At 67.7% G+C, this 23,069-nt stretch carries 21 protein-coding genes; 16 read left to right on the top strand and 5 right to left on the bottom strand.

The features are described 5' to 3' along the window. Positions 1-58 precede the first annotated feature (58 nt). The 7 genes from C1931_RS06890 (at position 59) to C1931_RS06860 (ending at position 7,886) form a co-directional block, all read left to right on the top strand. Complete coding sequence (locus tag C1931_RS06890; protein WP_108755818.1) at positions 59-937, top strand: plasmid replication/partition related protein; 879 nt, start codon at positions 59-61, stop codon at positions 935-937. A gap of 71 nt (positions 938-1,008) precedes the next feature. After that, complete coding sequence (locus C1931_RS06885; protein ID WP_108755817.1) at positions 1,009-2,295, top strand: DUF445 family protein; 1,287 nt, start codon at positions 1,009-1,011, stop codon at positions 2,293-2,295. Positions 2,296-2,642: 347 nt separating this feature from the next. Continuing rightward, the gene (locus tag C1931_RS06880) at positions 2,643-3,035 is read left to right on the top strand and encodes a DUF4124 domain-containing protein (RefSeq protein WP_159091884.1); all 393 of its coding nucleotides are present in this window, start codon (positions 2,643-2,645) and stop codon (positions 3,033-3,035) included. 263 nt (positions 3,036-3,298) lie between these two features. Beyond that, positions 3,299-5,509 carry a TonB-dependent siderophore receptor gene (locus C1931_RS06875; protein WP_108757683.1) on the top strand — a complete coding sequence of 737 codons (2,211 nt, stop codon included), beginning with the start codon at positions 3,299-3,301 and terminating at the stop codon, positions 5,507-5,509. A 105-nt stretch (positions 5,510-5,614) separates the two neighbouring features. After that, entirely contained in the window at positions 5,615-5,935 is a 321-nt protein-coding gene (locus C1931_RS06870) for a DUF3649 domain-containing protein (RefSeq protein WP_108755815.1), read from the top strand. Continuing rightward, positions 5,932-7,560 (top strand): PepSY-associated TM helix domain-containing protein, encoded by a 1,629-nt coding sequence (locus C1931_RS06865; RefSeq protein WP_108755814.1) that lies wholly within the window; start codon positions 5,932-5,934, stop codon positions 7,558-7,560. Before C1931_RS06870 ends, C1931_RS06865 begins: the two co-directional genes overlap by 4 nt. Then, complete coding sequence (locus tag C1931_RS06860) at positions 7,557-7,886, top strand: DUF3325 domain-containing protein (RefSeq protein WP_108755813.1); 330 nt, start codon at positions 7,557-7,559, stop codon at positions 7,884-7,886. The genes C1931_RS06865 and C1931_RS06860 overlap by 4 nt, the downstream gene beginning before the upstream one ends. Before the next feature lie 284 nt (positions 7,887-8,170). On the opposite strand, the gene rlmKL is transcribed toward C1931_RS06860, so the two are convergent. After that, positions 8,171-10,309: a bifunctional 23S rRNA (guanine(2069)-N(7))-methyltransferase RlmK/23S rRNA (guanine(2445)-N(2))-methyltransferase RlmL gene (rlmKL, locus tag C1931_RS06855; RefSeq protein ID WP_108755812.1), complete on the bottom strand. Its 2,139-nt coding sequence runs from the start codon at positions 10,307-10,309 to the stop codon at positions 8,171-8,173. 145 nt (positions 10,310-10,454) lie between these two features. Continuing rightward, positions 10,455-10,982 carry a hypothetical protein gene (locus tag C1931_RS06850; RefSeq protein WP_108755811.1) on the bottom strand — a complete coding sequence of 176 codons (528 nt, stop codon included), beginning with the start codon at positions 10,980-10,982 and terminating at the stop codon, positions 10,455-10,457. Positions 10,983-11,054: 72 nt separating this feature from the next. Here C1931_RS06850 and C1931_RS06845 point away from each other — a divergent pair, with 72 nt between their 5' ends. After that, positions 11,055-11,621, top strand: a complete 567-nt coding sequence (locus C1931_RS06845; protein ID WP_108755810.1) for an N-acetylmuramoyl-L-alanine amidase — start codon at positions 11,055-11,057, stop codon at positions 11,619-11,621. A gap of 296 nt (positions 11,622-11,917) precedes the next feature. Here the strand turns inward: C1931_RS06845 and C1931_RS06840 are convergent, their stop codons facing one another. The 3 genes from C1931_RS06840 to C1931_RS06830 all read right to left on the bottom strand — a co-directional run bounded on the left by C1931_RS06840 (position 11,918) and on the right by C1931_RS06830 (position 14,444). Then, positions 11,918-12,820: a sulfurtransferase gene (locus tag C1931_RS06840; protein ID WP_108755809.1), complete on the bottom strand. Its 903-nt coding sequence runs from the start codon at positions 12,818-12,820 to the stop codon at positions 11,918-11,920. Continuing rightward, positions 12,817-13,620 carry a CoA pyrophosphatase gene (locus C1931_RS06835; protein WP_108755808.1) on the bottom strand — a complete coding sequence of 268 codons (804 nt, stop codon included), beginning with the start codon at positions 13,618-13,620 and terminating at the stop codon, positions 12,817-12,819. The genes C1931_RS06840 and C1931_RS06835 overlap by 4 nt, the downstream gene beginning before the upstream one ends. A gap of 122 nt (positions 13,621-13,742) precedes the next feature. Further along, positions 13,743-14,444 carry an FKBP-type peptidyl-prolyl cis-trans isomerase N-terminal domain-containing protein gene (locus tag C1931_RS06830; protein WP_108752639.1) on the bottom strand — a complete coding sequence of 234 codons (702 nt, stop codon included), beginning with the start codon at positions 14,442-14,444 and terminating at the stop codon, positions 13,743-13,745. Between the two features lie 166 nt (positions 14,445-14,610). Between C1931_RS06830 and C1931_RS06825 the strand changes: the two genes are divergently transcribed. The 8 genes from C1931_RS06825 to pstA all read left to right on the top strand — a co-directional run bounded on the left by C1931_RS06825 (position 14,611) and on the right by pstA (position 23,055). Further along, positions 14,611-15,405 carry an enoyl-CoA hydratase-related protein gene (locus C1931_RS06825; RefSeq protein WP_199913914.1) on the top strand — a complete coding sequence of 265 codons (795 nt, stop codon included), beginning with the start codon at positions 14,611-14,613 and terminating at the stop codon, positions 15,403-15,405. Positions 15,406-15,409: 4 nt separating this feature from the next. Further along, positions 15,410-15,763 carry a hypothetical protein gene (locus C1931_RS06820; protein ID WP_108755806.1) on the top strand — a complete coding sequence of 118 codons (354 nt, stop codon included), beginning with the start codon at positions 15,410-15,412 and terminating at the stop codon, positions 15,761-15,763. Then, positions 15,763-16,449: an endonuclease III gene (gene nth / locus C1931_RS06815; protein WP_108755805.1), complete on the top strand. Its 687-nt coding sequence runs from the start codon at positions 15,763-15,765 to the stop codon at positions 16,447-16,449. The genes C1931_RS06820 and nth overlap by 1 nt, the downstream gene beginning before the upstream one ends. Positions 16,450-17,228: 779 nt before the next feature. Next, on the top strand, positions 17,229-18,440 hold the full coding sequence (locus C1931_RS06810) for an OprO/OprP family phosphate-selective porin (protein WP_108755804.1): 1,212 nt from the start codon (positions 17,229-17,231) through the stop codon (positions 18,438-18,440). A 195-nt stretch (positions 18,441-18,635) separates the two neighbouring features. Beyond that, the gene (gene pstS, locus C1931_RS06805; RefSeq protein ID WP_108749108.1) at positions 18,636-19,655 is read left to right on the top strand and encodes a phosphate ABC transporter substrate-binding protein PstS; all 1,020 of its coding nucleotides are present in this window, start codon (positions 18,636-18,638) and stop codon (positions 19,653-19,655) included. 397 nt (positions 19,656-20,052) lie between these two features. Further along, a complete protein-coding gene (gene pstS, locus C1931_RS06800) occupies positions 20,053-21,141 on the top strand; it encodes a phosphate ABC transporter substrate-binding protein PstS (protein ID WP_108755803.1) in 1,089 nt (362 codons plus the stop codon). An 82-nt stretch (positions 21,142-21,223) separates the two neighbouring features. Continuing rightward, on the top strand, positions 21,224-22,192 hold the full coding sequence (gene pstC, locus C1931_RS06795) for a phosphate ABC transporter permease subunit PstC (RefSeq protein ID WP_108749106.1): 969 nt from the start codon (positions 21,224-21,226) through the stop codon (positions 22,190-22,192). Continuing rightward, positions 22,192-23,055, top strand: a complete 864-nt coding sequence (gene pstA, locus C1931_RS06790; protein WP_108755802.1) for a phosphate ABC transporter permease PstA — start codon at positions 22,192-22,194, stop codon at positions 23,053-23,055. Before pstC ends, pstA begins: the two co-directional genes overlap by 1 nt. Positions 23,056-23,069: the final 14 nt, after the last annotated feature.

Genomic DNA, 23,069 nt, shown 5'->3' with positions numbered 1-23,069 from the left:
GGCCGGCCCGGGCGAGCGGGTACAATGGTCGGTTCCGCTCCTGCCTGTTGCCGTGCCCATGGACATCGTCGTCAAAGAAGAACTGAAGGCCTACATCGACCCGCTTACCGCCGATGAACACGACGCGCTGGAGCGCAGCATCCTGGCCGAAGGCTGCCGCGATGCGCTGGTGCTGTGGGGCGATGTGCTGGTGGATGGCCACAACCGTTTCGGCATCTGCCAGAAGCACGGCCTGCCGTTCAACACCGTGCAGAACACCCGCTTCCAGAGCATGGAAGACGTACACCTGTGGATGATCGAGCAGCACCTGGGCCGCCGCAGCGTGTCCGACTTCCAGCGCGGCGTGCTGGCCCTGCGCAAGCGTGACATCCTGTCCGCACGCAAGCAGGTGGAACAGGCGCAGCTGCAGCGCGAAAGCGATGGCACCGCCGAGCCGGCCGATGACACGGGCGATGACAGCCCGCCGTGGGAACCGGCACCGAAGGTCAGCCGCGCCGAGCTGGCCCGCGAAGCCAAGCTGAGCACCAGCCAGGTGGGCATGATCGAGCGCATCCACGCCCAGGCCGCGGCTGAAGTGGTGGAGGCGGTGAAGGCCGGGGTGATTTCGATCAGCGCGGCCGCCGCCGTGGCCGACCTGCCGGAAGAAGAGCAGCGCGCGGCTGCGGCCGGTGGCAAGGACGAGCTGAAGCAGGCCGCCAAGCGCGTGCGCGAATCCAAGCGCAAGCCGCGCGCGCCGAAGCCCGAACCGGCCGAGATGGATTTTGAAGAGCCCAGCGACGACGAGGTTGCCAGCCGCGATGCCGAGGTGCTGTCGGCGCTGGAGCAGCTGGGCGAAGACGCGCCGGCCCTGCGCCGCCGGGTGGTGGCGCTGACCCGCGAGAACGACACCCTGCGCGCGCAGCTGGCCGCGCTGCGAAAGCAGCTGGAAGCCCTGTAACCGGCTGGCGCCGGGGCCTGCCCGGCGCCACCGTTGCGTTGGCGTCATCCGGTGCCGGTTAGACTGCGGCCATGACGTCTGCCATCGATCCGCGCCGCGCCCAGCTGCGGCGCCTGAAAGCCCTGGCCCTGGGCCTGCTGCTGCTGATGCTGGCCGGTTTCGCGGTCAGCCACTGGCAGGGTGAACGGGGCATCTGGGCCTGGGTGTCGGCCTTCTGCGAAGCGGCCGCGGTGGGCGCGCTGGCCGACTGGTTCGCGGTGGTCGCGCTGTTCCGGCGGCCGATGGGGCTGCCCATTCCGCATACCGCCATCATTCCGCGCAGCAAGGAACGCATCGGTGACAGCCTGGCGCTGTTCGTGCGCGACCAGTTCCTGGAACCGGGCGTGCTGCTGGCCCGCCTGCAGGTGTTCGACCCGGCCAGCCGCCTGGGCAGTTGGCTGGCCGAACCCGAACGCGCGCGCATGCTGGCCGACATGGCCCGCGGCTGGGCCCTGCAGGCGCTGGATTTCTTCGATGAAGGCGCGGTGCGCCGGCAGCTGCATGGATTCGTGGTGCAGCAGCTGCGGCAGTGGAACGCGGCGGCCACCGCCGGCGAACTGCTGGCCCTGCTGACTGCCGATGGCCGCCACCAGCGCGTGCTGGACGAAGGGCTGCAGCGGTTAGGCCGCTGGCTGGAACAGCCAGAGGTGAAAGAACGCGCCTCGCAGCTGATCGTGCGCTACATCCAGCGCGAGTGGCCCACGCTGTCCAGCACGGTGAACTGGGTGAAGCCGATCGACGAGATCGGCGACAGCCTGGCCGAGCGCTTGGCGCGGGCGGTGCTGGAGGAACTGCAGCAGGTACTCGCCGAGCCGCAGCATCCGCTGCGCCAGGATTACGAGACCTGGCTGCAGAACTACGTGCAGCGCCTGCGCGATGATCCGGCGCTGGCCGAGCGCATCGAACAGCTGAAGCAGGAAATGATCGACCACCCTGCCCTGCAGGAGTACGTGCAGGGCCTGTGGTCGCGCATCCACGCCACGCTGCGCGCCGATCTGCAGCGCGAGGATTCGGCGCTGGTGGGGCATCTGCAGCGCAGCCTGGCGTCGCTGGGGCAGACCCTGCAGGCCGACCCGGCCCTGCGCGATGCGCTGAACCAGCATCTGCTGGAAGGTGCGCAGCGCCTGACCGGGCGCCTGCGCGAAGGGGTGACCAGCCACATCGCGCAGACGGTGAAGGGCTGGGACGAGCGCCACCTGGTGGAACAGCTGGAACTGAGCGTGGGCCGCGACCTGCAGTTCATCCGGTTCAACGGCACCCTGGTGGGCGGGCTGATCGGGTTGTTGCTGCATGCCGCGACGGTGGTATTCCGGTTCTGAGGGGGGCGACAGGGCGGCGCCCTGTACCCGCTCAATGCAACGGCAACATCAACGTCCAACGCAGGCTCTCCCGGGGATGCGGGGCGGTGTGGGTGGGCAGGACACGCCGTAAACCCGTCCATGGGGGCTCGTAGGCGCCATCCATGGCGCCTGCGGTCCTGCCCACCCACACCGCCCCGCCTTTGACCGTTTCCTGGGGCCTGCCGGGGTCGGATCCCGTTGCGCAGCAACGGGCTCTGCCCCCATTTCTGGCAAAAGGCGCAGGCGTATTGCGCGACGGGGGTCACACTCCGTATGCTCCCGCGCCATGTGGGCCAGGGTGGCCCACGGGGGGATCCATGCAAAGGATGTTGGTTCTGCTGCCGCTGCTGCTGGCGGCCGGTGAGGCGTGCGCGCAGCGCGTGTACAAGTGCAACGACGGTGGCCGCACCATCTACCAGAGCACGCCCTGCCCGGCTGGGCAGGATACCGGGGTGACCCGCCCGATCGTGCGTGATCCGAAACTGAGCTGGCAGGAGGCCGAGCGCGTGGACCGCGAGCTGCGCGTTGCCCGGCGTGAACTGCAGGCCAATGCCGGCCGTGGTGCCGCACCGGTGACCGGCACGGTGATCGAGGCGGCCAGCAATGCCGAAGCCTGCGACAAGGCCCGCACGCGCCGCGAGCTGGCCGAGTGGTTCGGCTCGCGCACGCCCGCGCGCCAGCTCAACGACGACGTCACCCGCAGCTGCGCTTCACGCTGAAGCGCGGCCACGCCACAGCGCGCGCGTACACACTTGATTAACGAAATGCGAATGCCTATCATTTACTGATCGGTTGTACGCTCAGCCACCTGGCGCCCCCCACTGCGCTTCCGCCCGTGTACATCCCCGGCTCCTCGTGCGCCGACGGCCCTGGCCGTCAGCGCGTGGCGATGGGAGATGCCTCGGGTCGCGCGATTCCGCGCGGGCGCCCGCACGCATGGATTCCATCGCTGATGTTTTTCTCCTGCATGGAATCGCACTGCATGTCCAAACCGAACGTTCCCGTTGTTTCCCCATTGGCGCTGGCGCTGGCCATGCTGCTCTGCGCGCCGCTGGCCCATGCCGATGTGCCGGCCGACGCCGATGCGCGCACGCTGGACACGGTGAAGGTGACCGCCGATGGCGAAATCCAGAACAGCTACACGGTGAAGAACACGCGCAGTGCGACCAAGCTGGACCTGTCGCTGCGCGAGACGCCGCAGTCGGTCACGGTCATCACCCGCCAGCGCCTGGACGACATGGGCCTGTTCTCGCTGTCCGATGTGATGGGCCAGGTGACCGGCGTCACTGTGTCGGTCACTGACAGCGAGCGCATCAACTATGTCTCGCGCGGTTACACCATCGAGAACTTCCAGATCGATGGCATGCTCAACACCTTCGGTGGCTCGATCAAGACCAACACCGACAACGTGATCTACGAGCGCATCGAAGTGATCCGTGGCGCCACCGGCCTGACCACCGGCGCCGGCGATCCGTCGGGCACCATCAGCATGGTGCGCAAGCGCCCGACCGATACCGTGCAGATGGGCGCCAACCTGATCCTGGGCCGCTGGGGCAACCAGCGCATGGAAGTCGACCTGGGCGGCCCGATCGCCTGGGACGGCCGCATCCGTGCACGCGTGGTCGCCGCCAAGCAGCAGAGCGATTCGTTCCGCGATGTCTACAAGCTCGACAAGGACGTGTTCTACGGCATCGTGCAGGCCGACCTGACCGACAGCACCCTGTTTGAACTGGGCTACGAATACCAGTCGCCGCGCACCACCGGTGTGACCTGGGGCGTGGTGCCGTACTGGGGCGCCGATGGCAACCCGGCCAACCTGCCGCGCTCGACCAATCTGTCGGCGTCGTGGAGCAGCTGGCCGATGGTGGAAAAGACCACCTTCGCCCGCCTGGAACAGCAGCTGGGCAATGGCTGGTCGCTGAAGGGCAACGTGACCCATGCCGTGCGCGATACCGACGGCAGCGTCTGGTACGGCGCGGCCGGCAATCCGCGCCCGGACGGCACCGGCGTGACCGCCTATGTCTCGCACTTCAACGAACACAGCACCATGGACGTGTTCGACGTGAACGTCGGCGGCCCGTTCCAGCTGTTCGGGCGCGAGCATGAACTGGTGTTCGGCCTGGGCCAGGCGGTGCGCAAGGGCGAATCGGAGGCGACCTCGTTCGATACCAGCGCACCGGGCTACATGCAGGTCGCCGACTGGCGCCACTGGACCGGCGACGTGCCGGTGCTGCCGGTCACCCGCTACGGCCGCCTGGCCTCGGAAAACGAACTGCGCCAGCGCGCCGCCTACGTGGCCGCGCGCCTGCGCCTGGCCGACCCGCTGCTGGCCGTGGTCGGCGCCCGCTACGGCAGCTGGGAAACGCGCCAGTGGGCCTACGGCTACGATGCCAACGGCAACCGCAACCGCACCACCCGCACCGGCTACAAGCCCGATGACACCCTGACCCCGTACGCCGGCCTGGTCTACGACTTCAACGACATCTTCAGCGGCTATGTCAGCTACACCGACATCTTCAAGCCGCAGAACTACCGCGACCGCAACGGCAACTACCTGGAGCCGGTGGTCGGCGACATGTACGAAGCCGGCGTGAAGGCCGAGTTCTTCGGCGGCCTGCTCAATGCCTCGGCCGCAGTGTTTGAAGGCAAGCAGGACAACGTGGCCGAGATCGATGATTCGGTGCCGCTGAACTCGCTGCCCGATGGCGGCCAGGCCTACCGCTCCACTGGCCAGGGCAACAAGGTGAAGGGCTGGGAAATCGAAACCCAGGGCAGCATCGGCGAGCAGTGGAACGTATCGGCGGGCTTCGCCCATACCAAGATCCGCAACGCCGCCGGCGTGCTGCAGCGGACCACCACCCCGCAGGACACCTTCCGCCTCAACGCCAGCTGGCGCCCCGGCGGTGCCGACAGCCGCTACTGGCTGGGCGGTGGCGTGACCTGGCAGAGCAGCATCTGGAACAACAGCGCCCGGCCGGTCGCCACCGGTGGCACCCAGAGCGCACGCATCACCCAGGACGCGTTCTACCTGCTGAACCTGGGCGGTGGCTACCGCTTCAACGAGAACTTCAGTGCGCAGGTGAACGTCAACAACCTGCTGGACAAGAAGTATTACAACAACGTCGGTTTCTACAACGGCGTGTACTGGGGCGAACCGCGCAATGTCACCATGACCCTGCGCTGGAAGCTCTGATGACCTGATGGATGGTGCCGGTTCTGCGACCGGCACCCGGCCAGGGATGGCCCCCCGGCGCACTTCGGTGCGCCGGCCTTCTTTCAACCAACCTGCAGGATTGCCGTGGATCGCTCGCCCGCTATTGCCAGCTCCCGCCTCAGCACCTTCTTCGCCAGCCCACGCTGGGGCGTGCTGTCCCGTTCGCTGGCCGCCATCTTCGGCGGCTACGCGCTGGGGTCGGTCACCAGTGTGTTCTGCGTGGTCGCCCTGCCCGGCGCGCGCGGGCAGACCGTGCTGACCGGCATGATGCTGGGCATCCTGATGGCCGCCTGCGCCGCGCTGTGGGCATTTGCCACGCGCAGTGCGCTGCGCGCCTGGGTCGGCATCCTCCTGCCCACCCTGCTGATGGCCGCGATCGCGCGCCTGCTGGGGGCCTGGGCATGAAGAACGGATTCCGCCAATCGATGGCCTGGCTGCACACCTGGACCGGCCTGCTGGTGGGCTGGCTGCTGCTGCTGATCTTCATGGCCGGCACCGCCAGCTATTACCGCGAAGAAATCAGCCGCTGGATGCGCCCGGAACTGCCCAGCGCGCGGGTCAGCACCGACGTGGCCGCGCAGCGCGCGGTCGACTACCTGCAGGCCAACGCCGGCAATGCCGAGATGTGGTACGTAACGCTGCCGCAGCCGCGCAACCCGGCCATGAGCACCTTCTGGCGCGTGCCTGCCGACCAGGCCGACCCGACCAAGGGCCGTCGCGGCGCGTTCGGCGATGCCACCCTGGACCCCAACACCGGCAACGAACTGAAGGCGCGCGAAACCCGCGGCGGTGACTTCTTCTACCGCCTGCATTTCGACCTGCACTACATCCCGGTGTACTGGGCGCGCTACCTGGTCGGCTTCTGCGCCATGTTCATGCTGGTGGCGATCATCACCGGGGTGATCACCCACAAGAAAATCTTCAAGGACTTCTTCACCTTCCGCAAGGACAAGGGCCTGCGCTCGTGGCTGGATTTCCACAACGTGAGCGCGGTGATGGCGCTGCCGTACCACGCCATGATCACCTACACCGGCATCGTCACGTTGATGATCATGTACCTGCCGTGGGGGGTGAAGGTGGCCTACCCGCAGGATGAGGACAAGTTCTTCGCCGAAGCCTTCGGCGGCATGGCCGACGTGAGCGAGCCGGCCCAGGGCAAGGCCGCGCCGGTGGCCATCGCGCGCCTGCTCGACAGCGCCCGCGCGCACTGGCATGGCGTGGAAGTGGCCGGCTTCACCATTTCCAACCCCGGTGCGGGCAATGCGGTGATCGACATCCGCCAGCGTGATGGCAAGCGCCTGTCCATCGACACCCCGTCGCTGCGCTACGACATGGTCAACGGCACGCTGCTGCAGGAAAGCCCGCCCTCCGGCGGTGCCACCGCCACCCGCGGCGTGCTGTACGGCCTGCACCTGGCGCGCTTTGCAGATTGGGGCCTGCGTGCCCTGTTCTTCCTGTCCGGTCTGACCGGCTGCCTGATGGTGGCCAGCGGCGTGGTGCTGTGGGCGGTGAAGGAACGGCCCAAGCATGCCAAGAGTGGCCGCATCGGCTTCGGCCTGCGCCTGGTCGATGCGCTGAACATCGGCGCGGTGGCCGGCCTGCCGATTGCCTTCGCTGCGTACTTCTGGGGCAACCGCTTGCTGCCGCTGGACCTGGCCGAACGCTCCAGCGCCGAAGCCAACGTGTTCTTCTACGCCTGGGGCGCGGCACTGCTGGCGGCCTTCATCTGGCCCAAGCGGATGATGTGGGCCTGGCAGCTGTACCTGGGTGCAGCGTTGTTCGCGCTGCTGCCGGTGGTCAATGCCCTGACCACCCACGCGCACCTGGGCGTGACCCTGCGCAGCGGTGACTGGGTGCTGGCCGGCTTCGATCTGTCGATGCTTGCCTTCGGCGCGATGCTGGCCCTGTGCGGCTGGCGCATGCAGCGCTGGACGCCGCCGTTGAGCGCGGCCGAGAAGAAGAAGCGCGCGGCGGCGGCAGCGGCCAAGGCGTCGGTTGCGGCGCCCGCAGAAGCGGAGGCTGGCGCATGATGCTGCTGGCCCTGACGCTGTCGTTCGCTGCGTTCACCGCGCTGTCGCTGGCGATGGAAAAACACCAGCAGGACCTGCATGGCAAGGCCGCGGCGGCCCCGGCACGGCGCACGCAATGGCGCGTGCTGGGCTGGGCGCTGCTGGGGGTGGCCTTCGCCCTGTGCGTGGTCGACCACGGCTGGGCGATGGGCCCGGTGCTGTGGCTGGGTGCGCTGACCCTGGCCGGCGTACCGCTGGCCTTCGGCCTGTACCCGTACCGCCCGCAGTGGATCGCACCGCTGGCCATCGCCCTGCCGCTGCTGGGCCTGCTGGTGGCGCTGCTGTAACCGCGCCCGGGGTCGGATCCCCTGCGCGCAGCGCAGGGGCTCTGACCCCAGAGACAGCGTCATCCACGCATGGCGTGGATCTACCAGGGTCGGATCCCCTGCGCGCAGCGCGGGGGCTCTGACCCCGCAGACGGCGCCATCCACGCATGGCGTGGATCTACCGGGGTCGGATCCCGTGCGCGCAGCGCAGGGGCTCTGACCCCAGAGTCCCCCAGAGACGGCGCCATCCACGCATGGCGTGGATCTACCAGGATCCCGCACGCCGGGCGTGGCCCGGCGGGGCTTCACCCCACCCGCTTCAATTCCCACGCACGGTGGATGCGTGCGTTGCGCTCGAAGTCCGGACCAATCGTGCGCGCGGTGATCTCGCGGCACCGGGCGAATTCGGCGATGGCGTTCTCTTCCAGCTTGAAGCGGCGGAAGTTGTTGGAGAAGTACAGCACGCCGCCCGGCGCCAGCCGCGCCACGGCCGCGCGCAGCAGCTTCAACTGCTCGCGCTGCACGTCGAAGTCATCGGCGCGGGCCGAGTTGGAGAACGTCGGCGGGTCACAGAAGATCACGTCGTACTGGCCGCGATCGCCTTCCAGCCAGGCCATGGCATCGGCCTGAACCAGCAGGTGCTGGTTGCCGCCCTGCCCGTTCAGCGCCAGGTTGTCGTAGCACCACTGCAGATAGGTGGCCGACAGGTCGACGCTGGTGGTGCTGGCCGCACCGGCCACCGCCGCCTGCACGCTGGCCACGCCGGTGTAGCAGAACAGGTTGAGGAAGCGCTTGCCACGCACCTGCTCGGCCATCATGCGGCGCAGCGGGCGGTGGTCCAGGAACAGGCCGGTATCGAGGTAATCGAACAGGTTCACCTGCAGCAGCGCGTTGTTTTCGCGCACCACGATGAACTCATCGCGCTGCTCGAAACGGCCGTACTTGCTGCCGCCCTTGCCGCGCTCGCGCGACTTCATCGACACCTGTTCCGGCGGCACGCCGAACACCTCGCGCGCGGCGGCCAGCAGTTCGTTGCGGCGGCGGCGCACGTCGTTTTCCGGAATGGCCGCCGGTGCCGCATATTCCTGCACATGCAGGAAGGTGCGGCGCTGGCCACCGTCTTCTTCATAGACGTCGATGGCGGCCGCGTATTCGGGCAGGTCGGCATCGTAGGCGCGGAAGCAGGTGATGTCCTCGCGCGCGCGCCAGCTCTTGAATTTCTTCAGGTTCTTGCGCAGGCGGTTGGCCACCATCTGCGCGCCTTCGCTCAGCTCGCGCGGGTGCGCCGGGTCACGGCCCGGTACGGCAACCGGGTCGCAGACGATCAGCGCGCATTCCAGCGCACCGTTGAACATCTGGTACTTCTTGGACGCACGCAGGCCGGTGGCGAAGGCCAGTTCATCGTTGCCACACAACAGGCTGGCACGCCACTGCGGCACCGCCTTCTGCAGGGCGTTGCCCAGCGCGCGGTACAGGGCCGGGTCGGCGGCCAGGCGCTCGTCGTACGGCGGGTTGCAGACCACCGCGCCGATCTCCTGTTCCGGCGCGGCAAGATCGGCCACGTCGGCACGGGTGAAGCGGATGGCATGGGCCACGCCGGCCACTTCGGCGTTCTCGCGCGCGGCCTGGATCGCTACCGGGTCGATGTCACTGCCGTGGATGACCGGCTTCAAGGCGGCCAGGCCGGCCGCTTCGCGGTCGCGTGCTTCGGTCTGGATCGCCTTCCAGGCGGCCTTGTCGAAGCCCAGCCAACGGCTGGGCGGCAGGCTGCCGTGGCGCATCAGGCCGGGGGCGACGTCGGCGGCCATCAGCGCGCCTTCGATCAGCAGGGTGCCGCTGCCGCACATCGGGTCCAGCAGGCCACCGCCGGCGGCGTGCAGGCGCGGCCACTGCGCGCGCAGCAGCAGCGCGGCAGCCAGGTTTTCCTTCAGCGGTGCCTCGTGGGCGGCACCGCGCCAGCCACGGCGGTGCAGCGGGCCACCGCCCAGATCGATCGACAGCGACGCACGGCCCTTGCGCAGCGACAGGTTCACGCGCACATCGGGCAGATCGGTGTTCACCGACGGCCGTTCCAGGCCTTCATCGCGCATTCGGTCGACGATGGCGTCCTTGATCCGCTGCGCGGCAAAGCGCGCATGGGTGATCTTGTCGCCGGACACGTGCGCGTCCACCGCCAGGGTCATCTCCGGCTTGATGTGCTCGTGCCACGGCAGGGCGCGCACGCCGTCATACAGCGCCTGCTCGTCCGGGCAGTCGAACTCGTCGATCGGCCACAGCACGCGGCTGGCCAGGCGCGACCACATCACGATACGCAGGGCCTGCGCCAGCTCGCCTTCGGCGTTGACGCCGGCGATGGTGGCGGTGGCCTTGCCAAGGCCCAGGGCCGACAGTTCGTCGGCAAGCAGGTATTCCAGGCCCTTGGCGCAGGAGACGAAGAATTTCACGGGATCGGTTCGCAGGTGGACGGGCGCGGCGCGAGCGCCAGGCCTTTCGGAAGGGAGGGCCGCGGAAACGGCCAGCAGGCCCGCGCCGGGGGCGGCGGGGCTGTCATTGTAGTCAATGCGGGCGGGCGCGCCGTGCGCCCGGGCTTCACAGCTGCCGCAGCAGGCGCTCGAAGGCCTGTGCGGAGGCCTCCACGTGCTGTTCCAGGCGGTGGCCATCGTCCACCAGCAGCAGCTGCGCCGAGCGCGCCTGCGCCCAAGCGATCACCCCGGCGGCCGGCACCACGTCATCGTGCCAGGCCTGGACCACACTGGTCGGCACGGCGGCGGCGTCCAGCGCCGGCATCGGGCCCATGGTGGTGGGCGGCACCATCAGGAACAGGCCGGCCACCGGCACCTGCAGCGAGGCGATGGCGGAGATGTAGGCGCCCAGGCTGGAGCCGGCCAGTACCACCGGCCCCTGCCCGGCGGCCGCGGCGGCCCGTTCCACCAGGCGCTGCAGGCGGGTACGTACGTCGCCCACGCGGCTGACCTCGCTCATGGCGTCCAGGTCGGTGTAGTCGGGGCGCTCGTGGGACCAGCCCAGGCGCTGGGCGACTTCGGCCAGCGCGGTGACCTTGGTCGCCTCCGGGCCGCTCTCGAAGCCGTGGGACAGGATGCAGTGGCCGCGGCTCATGCGCACACGCCCGCGAAGCGGTTCGAGGTCGATCGGGAAGGCAGGTTCATCGTGCAATGCTAGCATCGCCGCATGCCCAACCCGCTCCTGCCCGGCCTGCAGCTGCAGCCGCTGCCCTACCACGACCGCCTGCCCCTGCGTGACCCGGCCAGCCTGCGCATGGTGGTCATCCACTGCACCGAACTGCCGGACCTGGCCATGGCCCGCGAGTATGGTGAGCGCGTGCTGTATGACAGTGGCGCCGGCAACAGCGGCCATTTCTACATTGATCGCGACGGCAGCGTGGTGCAGTACGTGGCGCCCGAACGCATCGCCCACCACGTGCGCGGCATGAACGCGGAGACCGTGGGGATCGAACTGGTCAATACCGGGCGTTACCCGGACTGGTTCGACAGCCGTCACCAGGCGATGGACGAGCCGTATACCGAGGCGCAGCTGCAGGCGCTGGAGGCCCTGCTGCAGGCGCTGGTGGCGCGCTATCCGTCGCTGCGGCAGATTGCCGGGCATGACCAGCTGGACCTGGAACAGGTACCGGCCAGCGATGATCCAACGCTGACGGTGGCGCGCAAGCGCGATCCCGGCCCGTTGTTCCCCTGGGCACGGGTGCTGGCGAAGGTGCCGCTGCAACCGGTGGGGTGATCGGCAGGGCTGCGCCCTGCACCTGCCGAGGCAACGGCAACGGCAACGGCAAAAGCGGGCTTTCCGTGGAATGGCGAGGTGGGTCCACCTCGCCTTCGACAGTTTCCCGCGTGCTGTCGGAACGGCACGGGGTCAGATCCCGTTGCTACGCAACGGGCTCTGACCCCTTATTGGGGGTCGAATCGTTTGAAGAATGCGGTTGTAGAGTCGAGCGTTGCTCGACTGCGCTTCACACGGATTCCAACCAATGGGGTCAGAGCCGTTTCCCGCCGGGAAACGGATCCGACCCCGTGCCGTTACGCGCCGGTGGCGACCGGGCGGCTGCTGTCGCTTACCCAGCCGCTCCAGGAATCGGCGTAAAGGCGCGCGCCGCTCAGACCGGCGCTTTCCATCGCCAGCAGCAGGTGGCAGGCGGTCACGCCCGAGCCGCACATCAGCACCACCCGCTGCGGGTCCTGGTTGCCGATCACGCTCTGCAGTTCGGCGCGCAGTTCCTGCGCATCGCGCAGGCGACCGTCGGCCACGTTCAGGGCGAAGGGGCGGTTGACCGCTCCGGGCACATGCCCGGCCACCGGATCCAAGGGCTCCACTTCACCGCGGAAGCGCTCGCCGGCACGGGCGTCCACCAGCCAGCCGGGGGCGTGCTTCAGGCGTGCGGCGATCTCATCAGCGCTGGCCACCTGGGTGCTGTCGAAGCGGCCCGGATAGGGCGGCTGGGCGACGACCTCGCTGCGGCCGGTCACCACCGGCTGGCCGGCTGCAAGCCAGGCCGCCATGCCGCCGTCGAGCACGGCCACGCGGCTGTGCCCGATCAAGCGAAGCAGCCACCACAGGCGCGCGGCGGCCATGCTGCCATCGCTGCCGTCGTAGACCACCACCTGGGTTTCGGGGGTGATGCCCCACTGCCCCAGCGTTGCGGCAAAGGCATCGCTGTCGGGCAGGGGGTGGCGGCCGTGGCCGCTGCGGCCCAGGTCGGACAGATCGTGGTTCAGATCGGCGTACACCGCACCGGGAATATGGCCGGCGGCGTACTGCCCTGCCCCGGCCTGCGGGTCGGCCAACGATGCGCGTGCATCGACCACGCGCACGGCGGTGCTGGCAGTGGCGCGGGCATCGACCACCCGGATGGATTCGCCCAGTGCAGCGGCCAGGCGGGGCACATCGACCAGGGTGGTCCACGTCGTGTCGTTCGGCGTCATGTCACTTGCTCCAGGCGGCGGCGCAGGTTGTAGAGGATGGCGGCCGTGGCGCCCCAGATCCGTTGCCCGGGCCAGCCGTATTCCAGCACGTGGCGCACGCGCCCACGATGGTTGATCTCGACCTGGTGCAGGTTGTCCGGCGCCATCAGGTAATCCAGCGGTACTTCGAATACTTCGGCCACTTCGCTGGGCTGTGCCACCGGCACGAAGTCCGGATCGATCACCGCCACCACCGGGGTGACCCGATAACCGGTAATGGTCACGAACGGGTCCAGGTAGCCCAGCGCCTGCACCTGGGTGGGCGCCAGCGCGATCTCTTCCTGGCTTTCGCGCAGCGCAGCTGCCAGTGCGTCGCGGTCATCCGGTTCGGTGCGCCCACCGGGAAAACCGACCTGGCCGCCATGCTGGCGCAGGGTTTCGGTGCGGCGGGTCAGGATCACCTGCGCGCCATTGGCACGCGGCACGATGCCGGCCAGCACGGCCGCCTCCACCGCCGGGCCCGGCGGCAGCAGGTCGATCAGTTCGCTGCGGTTCCAGCCATCGCCCTGCGGCGGCTCGGCCAGCGGGTGCAGCGCACGCAGCAGGCGTTCGTGGTCGGCCAGCGAACCCCGCAGGGAGTGCTGCAGTTGTTCGCGCAGCGGCAGCAGCCGATGCAGCACGTGGTCGCGTTCGGTGTCGCTCATCGACGACCACCGCGCGATTTCATCGAGGGTGCGCCCGCAGCCGGTACAGTGCCGGGCCAGGTCCAGCTTGCACACGCCGATGCAGGGGCTTGCGACAACACGCGACGTTTCTTCCATAGATTGCACCCCTGCAACAGTAGCGCGAATGGCCATGTTTGGGGCGGCGTCGGCCACCGTGTGGCGCACAAATGAAAACGCGCCGGTGGAAGCCACCGGCGCGTTCGGTTCACTACTTCGATTTACTTGACGCTGACCAGCTTCACTTCGAACTGCACCGCCACGTTCGGCGGGAAGCCGGTACGCGGGTCGGCGCCGTACGCCTGGTCCGGCGGCAGGGTGATTTCCCACTTCGAGCCTGCCGGCATCTGCAGCAGGGTCTCGCGCATGGCCTTCATTTCGACTTCGCTGACCTTGATCGACGGAATCTGCTGAGCCGGACGCGCTTCGGTCGGACGCTGGCCGAACGGGTACGGACCGGCCACTTCCAGCTGCACGGTGCTGGCCTGGGTCGGCTTGGCGCCCTTGCCGGCTTCGATCACGCGGTACTGCACACCGCTCGGCAGCGACTGCACGCCCGCCTTGGCCTTGTTGGCCGCAACGAACTGGTCGCTCTTGGTCTTGTTTTCGGCAGCAGCCTTTTCGTACTCGGCCTTGGCAGCCTGGGCACGGCCCTGCTCGCGCTTCTGGAACGCTTCAACGGCCGGCTTCAGCTGGTCGGCGGTGATCGCCGGCTGCTTCTTGGCGTAGGCGTCCTGCAGACCCTTCACCACCGAGTTGATGTCCAGCTGCTCACCGCGGGCGGTCAGCTCTGCCAGGTTGTTGCCGTAGTCGTAACCGAAGTAGTAGCTCAGCTTGCCCTTTTCGGACGAAACGTCCTGGGCGAAGGCATTGCCCGTCAGGGCCAGGGCCGCGACGGCGACCGCGATAGAACGCAACTTCATCAAACAGTTCTCCAGGGGTGGTAACTCAGGGACGTTCTGCGCCGCCCTGAGGCGACGGGTTAGGATAGCGGCCATAAGGTGGAACCGCCACTGACCACGCAGGCTATGACCTGTCTGCGTTTCAAGAGTTCAATCTCACTTTTTTTTAACGTTTCAGGAGTCTTCCGTGGCCCCAGCCCCCGCCGAGCACCCCGTTACCGTGGCCGACGACGGTGCCGTCCGCACCCTCACCGTGCAGCGCCCGGAGAAGCTCAATGCACTGAACGCGGCCACCCTGCAGGCTTTGGCGCAGGCGTTCAGCGCCGCGGCGGCCGAGCCTTCGGTGCGGGTGGTGGTGCTGACCGGGGCCGGCCCCAAGGCCTTCGTGGCCGGGGCGGATATCGCGGAAATGAACACGCTCAGCGCGGTTCAGGGACGTGACTTCTCGCTGTTGGGCCAGCAGCTGATGCGGCAGATCGAGCGCATGCCCAAGCCGGTGGTCGCCCGGGTGAACGGGTTCGCGCTGGGCGGCGGGCTGGAACTGGCCATGGCCTGCCACCTGCGCATCGCGGCCGATACCGCCAAGGTCGGCCAGCCGGAGATCAATCTGGGGCTGATTCCCGGTTTCGGCGGCAGCCAGCGCCTGCTGCGTCTGTGCGGCCGCGCCGCCACCCTGGAACTGTGCCTGCTGGGCGCCCCGATCGACGCCGCCCGTGCGCTGGCGCTGGGCATCGTCAACGAAGTGGTGCCCGCCGATGCGCTGGACGCGCGCGTGCAGGCCGTGGCGCGGCAACTGGCGCAGTCGGCGCCGCTGGCCCTGCGTGGCCTGCTGGACGCGGTACACGTGGGGGGTGAATGCAGCCTGGAATCGGGCCTGGAGTACGAGAGCGCGCAGTTCGGCCTGCTGTTCGCCACCGAGGACATGCGCGAAGGCACCAGCGCGTTCCTGCAGCGGCGCCCGCCGGCCTTCCAGAACCGCTGACGCCATGGAATCCCGACCCAACCCCGTGCAGCTGTTTGCCCGGGTCCAGGCAGACGATCTCGATGGTGCGCTGCAGGCAGGCCTGATGGACTACGTGGCCAGCGCAGACGATGCGCGCCTGTTGCCCGACCACCCCGAACTTGCGCAGCGCCTGCTGCACGCCCAGCAGCAGCTGCAGCGCGCCTGGGCCGCACGCGAGCGCTATCGCGACCGTGCCGTGCGCCTGGCCCGCCGCGAAGCCGAGCGCGATGCACGGCGCATGCCGGCACCGGCGCCGGACGTGAAACCCGCCCTGCCCTCCGCCGCGGCTGCCATCCTGGCCCGGGCCAAGGCACGCGCGGCAGGCAAGGAACAGTAATGGCCACGGCGAAGAAGACCCCGCGCGCACCGGCGCGCCGCGGCAGCGTGATGCCGCGCGCCGACGTGGTGGAGATGTTCACCCGTCTGCGCGAACTCAATCCGCACCCGAAGACCGAACTGGAATACAGCACGCCCTTCGAGCTGCTGGTGGCGGTAGCGCTGTCCGCGCAGGCCACCGACGTGGGCGTGAACAAGGCTACCCGCCGCCTGTTCCCGGTCGCCAATACGCCAGCGGCGATCCTGGCACTGGGCGAGGAAGGCCTGAAGAAGTACATCGCCACGATTGGTCTGTTCAACGCCAAGGCGAAGAACGTGATCGCCACCTGCGCGATCCTGCTGGAAAAGCATGGCGGCGAAGTGCCGCGCGATCGCGACGCACTGGAAGCCCTGCCCGGCGTGGGCCGCAAGACCGCCAACGTAGTGCTCAACACCGCGTTCGGCGAGCCGGTGATGGCGGTGGACACGCACATCTTCCGCGTGGCCAACCGCACCGGGCTGGCCCCGGGCAAGAACGTGCGCGAAGTCGAGGACCGGCTGGTGAAGGCCATTCCGGCCGAGTTCCTGCTGGATGCGCACCACTGGCTGATCCTGCACGGGCGCTATGTGTGCAAGGCACGCAAGCCGGATTGCCCGGGCTGCGTGATTGCCGATCTGTGCCGGTTCAAGGAAAAAACCCCCGCGTAGGCGGGCGTGCCAGGGTCGGATCCCTTTCGCAGAAAGGGCTCTGACCCGCCGCGCAGAAGCATCCACGCGTGGCGTGGATCTACGGCAATCGGGGCACACCCTGGGTCGGATCCCTTTCGCAGAAAGGGCTCTGACCCGCCGCCGAAAAGCATCCACGCGTGGCGTGGATCTACTGCAATCGGGGCGCGCCCCGGGTCGGATCCCTTTCGCAGAAAGGGCTCTGACCCGCCGCGCAGAAGCATCCACGCGTGGCGTGGATCTACGGCAATCGGGGCACACCCTGGGTCGGATCCCTTTCGCAGAAAGGGCGCTGACCCGCCGCCGAAAAGCATCCACGCGTGGCGTGGATCTACGGCAATCGGGGCACACCCCGGGTCGGATCCCTTTCGCAGAAAGGGCTCTGACCCGCCGCCGAAAAGCATCCACGCATGGCGCGGATCTACTGCAATCGGGGCACACCCTGGGTCGGATCCCTTTCGCAGAAAGGGCGCTGACCCGCCGACGAAAAGCATCCACGCGTGGCGTGGATCTACGGCAATCGGGGCACACCCTGGGTCGGATCCCTTTCGCAGAAAGGGCTCTGACCCGCCACCGAAAAGCATCCACGCGTGGCGTGGATCTACTGCAATCGGGGCGCAACCGCAGCGTCACACGCAAGCGTTTACATCGGCAGGCCCTGCCGTGGCGGGGCGTGTACTTGTGCGTGAACTGTCACATTTACGCAATCTTCACCTTCTAGCCTGCGCGCATCTTCCCACCTGCCTGCAAGGCTCCTTCCCATGAAACTGCATCACCAACTCCTGACGGTGGCCGTGGCTGCTGCGCTGTATGTGCCGGCTGCCCACGCTGAAGTCGCCATCGATGTGATCGGCGGTTCGGAAATCACCTTCGAAGGCCTGGTCCAGGCCGACGGCAACTGGTTCGACAATGACGTCGTGGACCTCAACGGCGGTGACGCCGGCAACGGCAAGGACAGCGAATTCGAACTGCGCCGCGCCGAGCTGGTGCTGAAGGGCAAGGGCCCGGGCAACGTGGAATGGGTAGTCGGCTACGACGCCAAGGCCGACAAGTTCCTGGACACCAACGTGAAGTACAAGCTGGCCGGCAACAGCAGCCACTTCCTGCAGCTGGGCCAGTTCAAGCAGCCCAACAGCCTGGAAGAACTGTCCAGCACCAAGAACAACGACTTCATTTCCAAGGCCGCAGTGACCAACACCTACGCCGTCGCCCGTCGCCTGGGTGGCGCGTACAGCTACGGCCAGGACAACTGGTCGGTCACCGCCAGCGCCTTCGGCCGCGAACTGACCCGCAACCTGGCCCACGGCAGCGGCTACGGCGCACGCGGTACCTGGGCGCCGATCAACGACAAGGGCCAGGTGCTGCACTTCGGCCTGAGCTATGTGGACTACGACGCCGACGCCGACACCCTGCGCGTGCGTGCCCGTCCCAACGCCGACCTGGCCACCGCGCGCCTGGTCGACAGCGGCAACATGACCGACACCGACCGCGTCAGCACCGTCGGCGCCGAAGCCATGTACTTCCAGGGCCCGTTCAAGGCCCAGGCCGAGTACTACAGCAGCAAGGCCAAGCGCTATGACCACGACAACTACACCAGCGACGGCTACTACGTCAGCGGCGTGTGGAACGTGACCGGCGAAACCTGGAGCTACAAGGGCGGCACCCCGGGCACCGGCCTGCCGGACAACCCGGCCAGCGGCCAGTGGCAGCTGGGCGTGCGCTACGACCACATGGATCTGAACGACGGCAACCTGAGTGCCAACCCGGTGGCCGGCCGTCCGCCGATCGTCGATGGCGTGCTGGGCGGCAAGATGGACATCTGGACCGTGGGCGCCAACTGGTACTGGCGTTCGAACTTCAAGCTGATGTTGAACTACGTGATGGTGGACAGCAAGAAGTACAGCTCCAGCGCCCGCGGCTTCGTCAATGACGATCCGAACATCCTGGAAGCCCGCGCCCAGTTCTTCTGGTAAGCGGCGAGCGCTGCGGCGCCCGCGCTGCGCGCACCCAAGGCACGGCTTCGGCCGTGCCTTTTTTTGTTGCGGCCACCGCCACCCACGCTGTCATGGATGCGTCATGTGACAGACGCCGGGGTGTCACGCAACCGTTATGGAATGTGCACCGAAACGTTGGGCAGCCGCCCTTCGACCACCCCAGGAGTCTCTCCCGTGATCCACGCCTTCAAGTCGCGCGCCGCTGTCGCCATCCTGGCCGCATCGTCCGTGTTTGCCGCCAATGCCGCCGATGTGACCGGCGCGGGCGCATCGTTCATCTACCCGGTCATGTCCAAGTGGTCGGCCGACTACAGCGGCGCCACCGGCAAGAAGGTGAACTACCAGTCGATCGGTTCGGGCGGCGGCATTGCCCAGATCAAGGCGGCCACCGTGGACTTCGGCTCGTCCGATGCCCCGCTGAAGCCGGAAGAACTGGCGGCCGCTGGCCTGGCCCAGTTCCCGTCGGTGATCGGCGGCGTGGTGCCGGTGATCAACGTGGCTGGTGTTGCCCCGGGCGCGCTGAAGCTGGACGGCCCGACCCTGGCCAACATCTTCCTGGGCAAGATCAAGACCTGGAACGACCCGGCCATCGCCGCCCTGAACAGCGGCCTGACCCTGCCCAACGCCAAGATCACCATCGTCCACCGTTCGGACGGCTCGGGCACCACCTTCAACTTCGTCAACTACCTGTCCAAGGTCAGCCCGGAGTGGAAGAGCAAGGTTGGTGAAGGCACCTCGGTGCAGTGGCCGGCCGGCATCGGCGGCAAGGGCAACGAAGGCGTGGCCGCCTACGTGAAGCAGATCAAGGGCGGCATCGGCTACGTCGAACTGTCCTACGCGCTGCAGAACAAGATGTCCTACGCGGCGATGAAGAACGCCGCCGGCAAGATCGTGCAGCCGTCCGACGCCTCGTTCTCGGCCGCTGCCGCCAGCGCCGACTGGGCCAGCGCCAAGGACTTCTACCTGGTCATGACCAACGCCCCGGGCGCCGAAGCGTGGCCGATCACCGCCACCAACTTCATCCTGGTGCGCAAGCAGCCCAAGAACGTGGCCGGCGCCAAGGCCACCCAGGAATTCTTCCGCTGGGTCTACAAGAACGGTGATGCACAGGCCAAGCAGCTGGACTACGTGCCGCTGCCGGACACCCTGGTCAAGCAGATCGAAACCTACTGGACCCAGAACCTGAAGTACTGAGTGGCGTAGCAAGGCGTTCCCCCGCAGGAACGGGGGCCGGCGGGTCCTCTCTCCCCCGCCGGCCCCAACGGGCGCTGGACCTTCGGGTCCGGCGCCTTTCTGTTTGTGGGCCCGGGTGTGGGTAGAGTCGAGCTTGCTCGACTGGCATGGATGTTCAGTCGAGCAAGCTCGACTCTACGAAGGCGAAAGGCAGTCGAGCAAGCTCGACTCTACGAAGGCTGCGCCCGCGCAATATGCGGGCCGCGGGCCCTCCCGCGGCGGTCGCGCACCCCGTGTAAGCCCCGTCAGAACGTGATGTCCGACACCTCTGTCATGGACGTCATACGGCTGTAACAAAAACATCATTTCATAGCCGCATCCGCCGACGGTGTCGGCTCTACCCCGCTATGGAGTGACCATGAAACTGCACTCGGCCGGCCTCGCCGCCCTTTCCCTGGCCATCGCCCTGGGCCTGTCGGCCTGCGGTGGCGACAAGCAGGCCGCGCAGCAGCCGGCCGCCGACAGCGCCGCCGCCCCGGCCGCTGCCGGCGACAAGGTGACCGCTGAAGTATCCGGTGCCGGCGCCTCGTTCATCTTCCCGCTGGTGTCCAAGTGGTCGGCTGACTACAACACCGCCACCGGCGCCAAGATCAACTACCAGTCCATCGGTTCGGGTGGCGGCATCGCCCAGATCAAGGCCGGTACCGTCGACTTCGGTTCGTCGGACAAGCCGCTGGCCAGCGACGAACTGGCCCAGGCCGGCCTGGCCCAGTTCCCGTCGGCCATCGGCGGCGTGGTGCCGGTGGTGAACATCGAAGGCCTGGAAGCCGGCAAGCTGCGCCTGACCGGCGCCCTGCTGGCCGACATCTTCCTGGGCAAGGTGAAGACCTGGAACGACCCGGCCATCGCCGCCGCCAACCCGGGCGTGACCCTGCCGGACGGCAAGATCACCCTGGTCCACCGTTCGGATGGTTCGGGCACCACCTTCAACTTCTCCAACTACCTGTCCAAGGTCAGCCCGGAATGGAAGACCAAGGTCGGCGAAGGCACCTCGGTGCAGTGGCCGGACGGCGTGGGTGGCAAGGGCAACGAAGGCGTGGCCTCGTACGTGAAGCAGATCAAGGGTTCGATCGGCTACGTCGAACTGGCCTACGCGCTGCAGAACGCCATGCCCTACACCGCCCTGCAGAACGCAGCCGGCACCTGGGTGCAGCCGAACGCTGAAACCTTCGCCGCGGCTGCCGCCAGCGCCGACTGGGCCAGCGCGAAGGACTTCAACCTGGTCATCACCAATGCGCCGGGTGAGCAGGCGTGGCCGATCACCGCCACCAACTTCATGCTGATGCAGAAGCAGCCCAAGGATGCCAAGCGCAACCAGGACGCCCTGGCGTTCTTCAAGTGGGCCTTCGAGAACGGCCAGGCCCAGGCCAACGAGCTGCACTACGTGCCGCTGCCGGCCGAGCTGGTCAAGCAGATCGAGGCCTACTGGGGCACCGAGCTGAAGTGATGGACCCGACGGTGCCCGCCGCGTGCGGGCACCGTCTCTACCACGCCGTGCCGCCCCGCCCTTTCCTGGCCCTGCCGTCCCCATGAATGCCATCGCCCAGCCTGTAGCCGCCCCGTCCACGCGTGACACGCGTGATGCCCGCAACGACAAACTGTTCCGATGGGTGCTGGTCGGCACCGTCATCTTCGTCCTGATCGCCCTGGCCTGCGCCGCGCTGTCGATGCTGTGGGGTGGTCGCCACGCCCTGCAGATGCAGGGCCTGAGCTTCTTCTTCTCTTCCGACTGGAACCCGGTCGAAAACAAGTTCGGTGCGCTGGCCCCGATCTACGGCACCCTGGTCACCGCGCTCATCGCGATGGTCATCGCCGTACCGGTCAGCTTCGGCATCGCCTTCTTCCTCACCGAGGTCGCCCCGCGCTGGCTTCGCGGCCCGGTCGGCACCGCCATCGAACTGCTGGCGGGCATTCCCTCGATCATCTACGGCATGTGGGGCCTGTTCGTGCTGGTGCCGGTGATGACCGAGTACGTGACCCCGTTCCTCAATGAAACCCTGGGCGAGTGGCCGATCATCGGCCCGGTGTTCCAGGGCCCGCCGCTGGGCATCGGCATGCTCACCGCCGGGTTCGTGCTGGCGATCATGGTCATTCCCTTCATCTCGTCGGTGATGCGCGAAGTGTTCCTGACCGTGCCCACCCGCCTGAAGGAGTCGGCCTATGCGCTGGGTTCCACCAAGTGGGAAGTGAGCTGGGACATCGTGCTGCCCTACACCCGCTCGGCGGTGATCGGTGGCATCTTCCTGGGCCTGGGCCGTGCGCTGGGCGAAACCATGGCCGTGGCCTTCGTGATCGGCAACAGCGTGCGCCTGTCGCCGTCGCTGCTGGAACCGGGCACCACCATCGCCGCGCTGATCGCCAATGATTTCGGCGAAGCCACTGAAACCTACCGCTCGGCGCTGCTGCTGCTCGGCTTCGTCCTGTTCATCGTCACCTTCGTGGTGCTGGCCATCGCCCGCCTGATGCTGATGCGCCTGTCCCGCAAGGAGGGCAACTGATGTCCACCACCGCTGATTCGCTGTACCTGCGCCGCCGCGTCGGCAACGTCGTTGCCATCGCGCTGTCCTGCGCCACTGCGCTGTTCGGCCTGTTCTTCCTGGGCTGGATCCTGTTCACCCTGGCCGCCAAGGGCCTGGCCGGCATCAACTGGGATCTGTTCACCAAGATGACCCCGCCGCCCATGCAGGAAGGCGGCCTGGCCAATGCCTTCTTCGGCAGCGCGGTGATGTGTGCGCTGGCGATCGGCATCGGCACCCCGCTGGGCGTGCTGGCCGGCACCTGGCTGGCCGAGTACGGCAACGCCCGCAAGGCCGGCACCGTGGTCCGCTTCGTCAACGACATCCTGCTGTCGGCACCGTCCATCGTGCTGGGCCTGTTCGTCTACACCCTGTACGTGATGCAGACCGGCGGCAGCTTCTCCGCCTTCGCAGGTGCGCTGTCGCTGGCCTTCATCGTACTGCCGGTGGTGGTGCGCACCACTGACGAAATGCTGCGCCTGGTGCCTTCGCAGATGCGTGAAGCGGCGCTGTCGCTGGGCATCCCGCAGTGGAAGGTGATCGTGCAGGTGCTGTACCGCAGTGCATCGGCCGGCATCATCACCGGCATCCTGCTGGCCCTGGCCCGCATTTCCGGCGAAACCGCGCCGCTGCTGTTCACCGCCTTCGGCAACCAGTACTGGAACAGCAACGTATTCCAGCCGATGGCCTCGGTGCCGGTGGTGATGAACCAGTTCGCCGGCAGCCCGTATGAATCCTGGCAGGTGCTGGCCTGGGCCGGCGCCCTGGTGCTGACTGTCTTCGTGTTGCTGGTCAGCCTTGCCGCCCGCGGCATCCTGCTGCGCAACCGTATCTCCCATGACTGACCTTTCCGTGGATA

The organism is Stenotrophomonas sp. YAU14A_MKIMI4_1, assembly GCF_003086855.1.
Classification (GTDB): domain Bacteria; phylum Pseudomonadota; class Gammaproteobacteria; order Xanthomonadales; family Xanthomonadaceae; genus Stenotrophomonas.
This window is presented reverse-complemented; position numbering and strand designations above follow the sequence as displayed.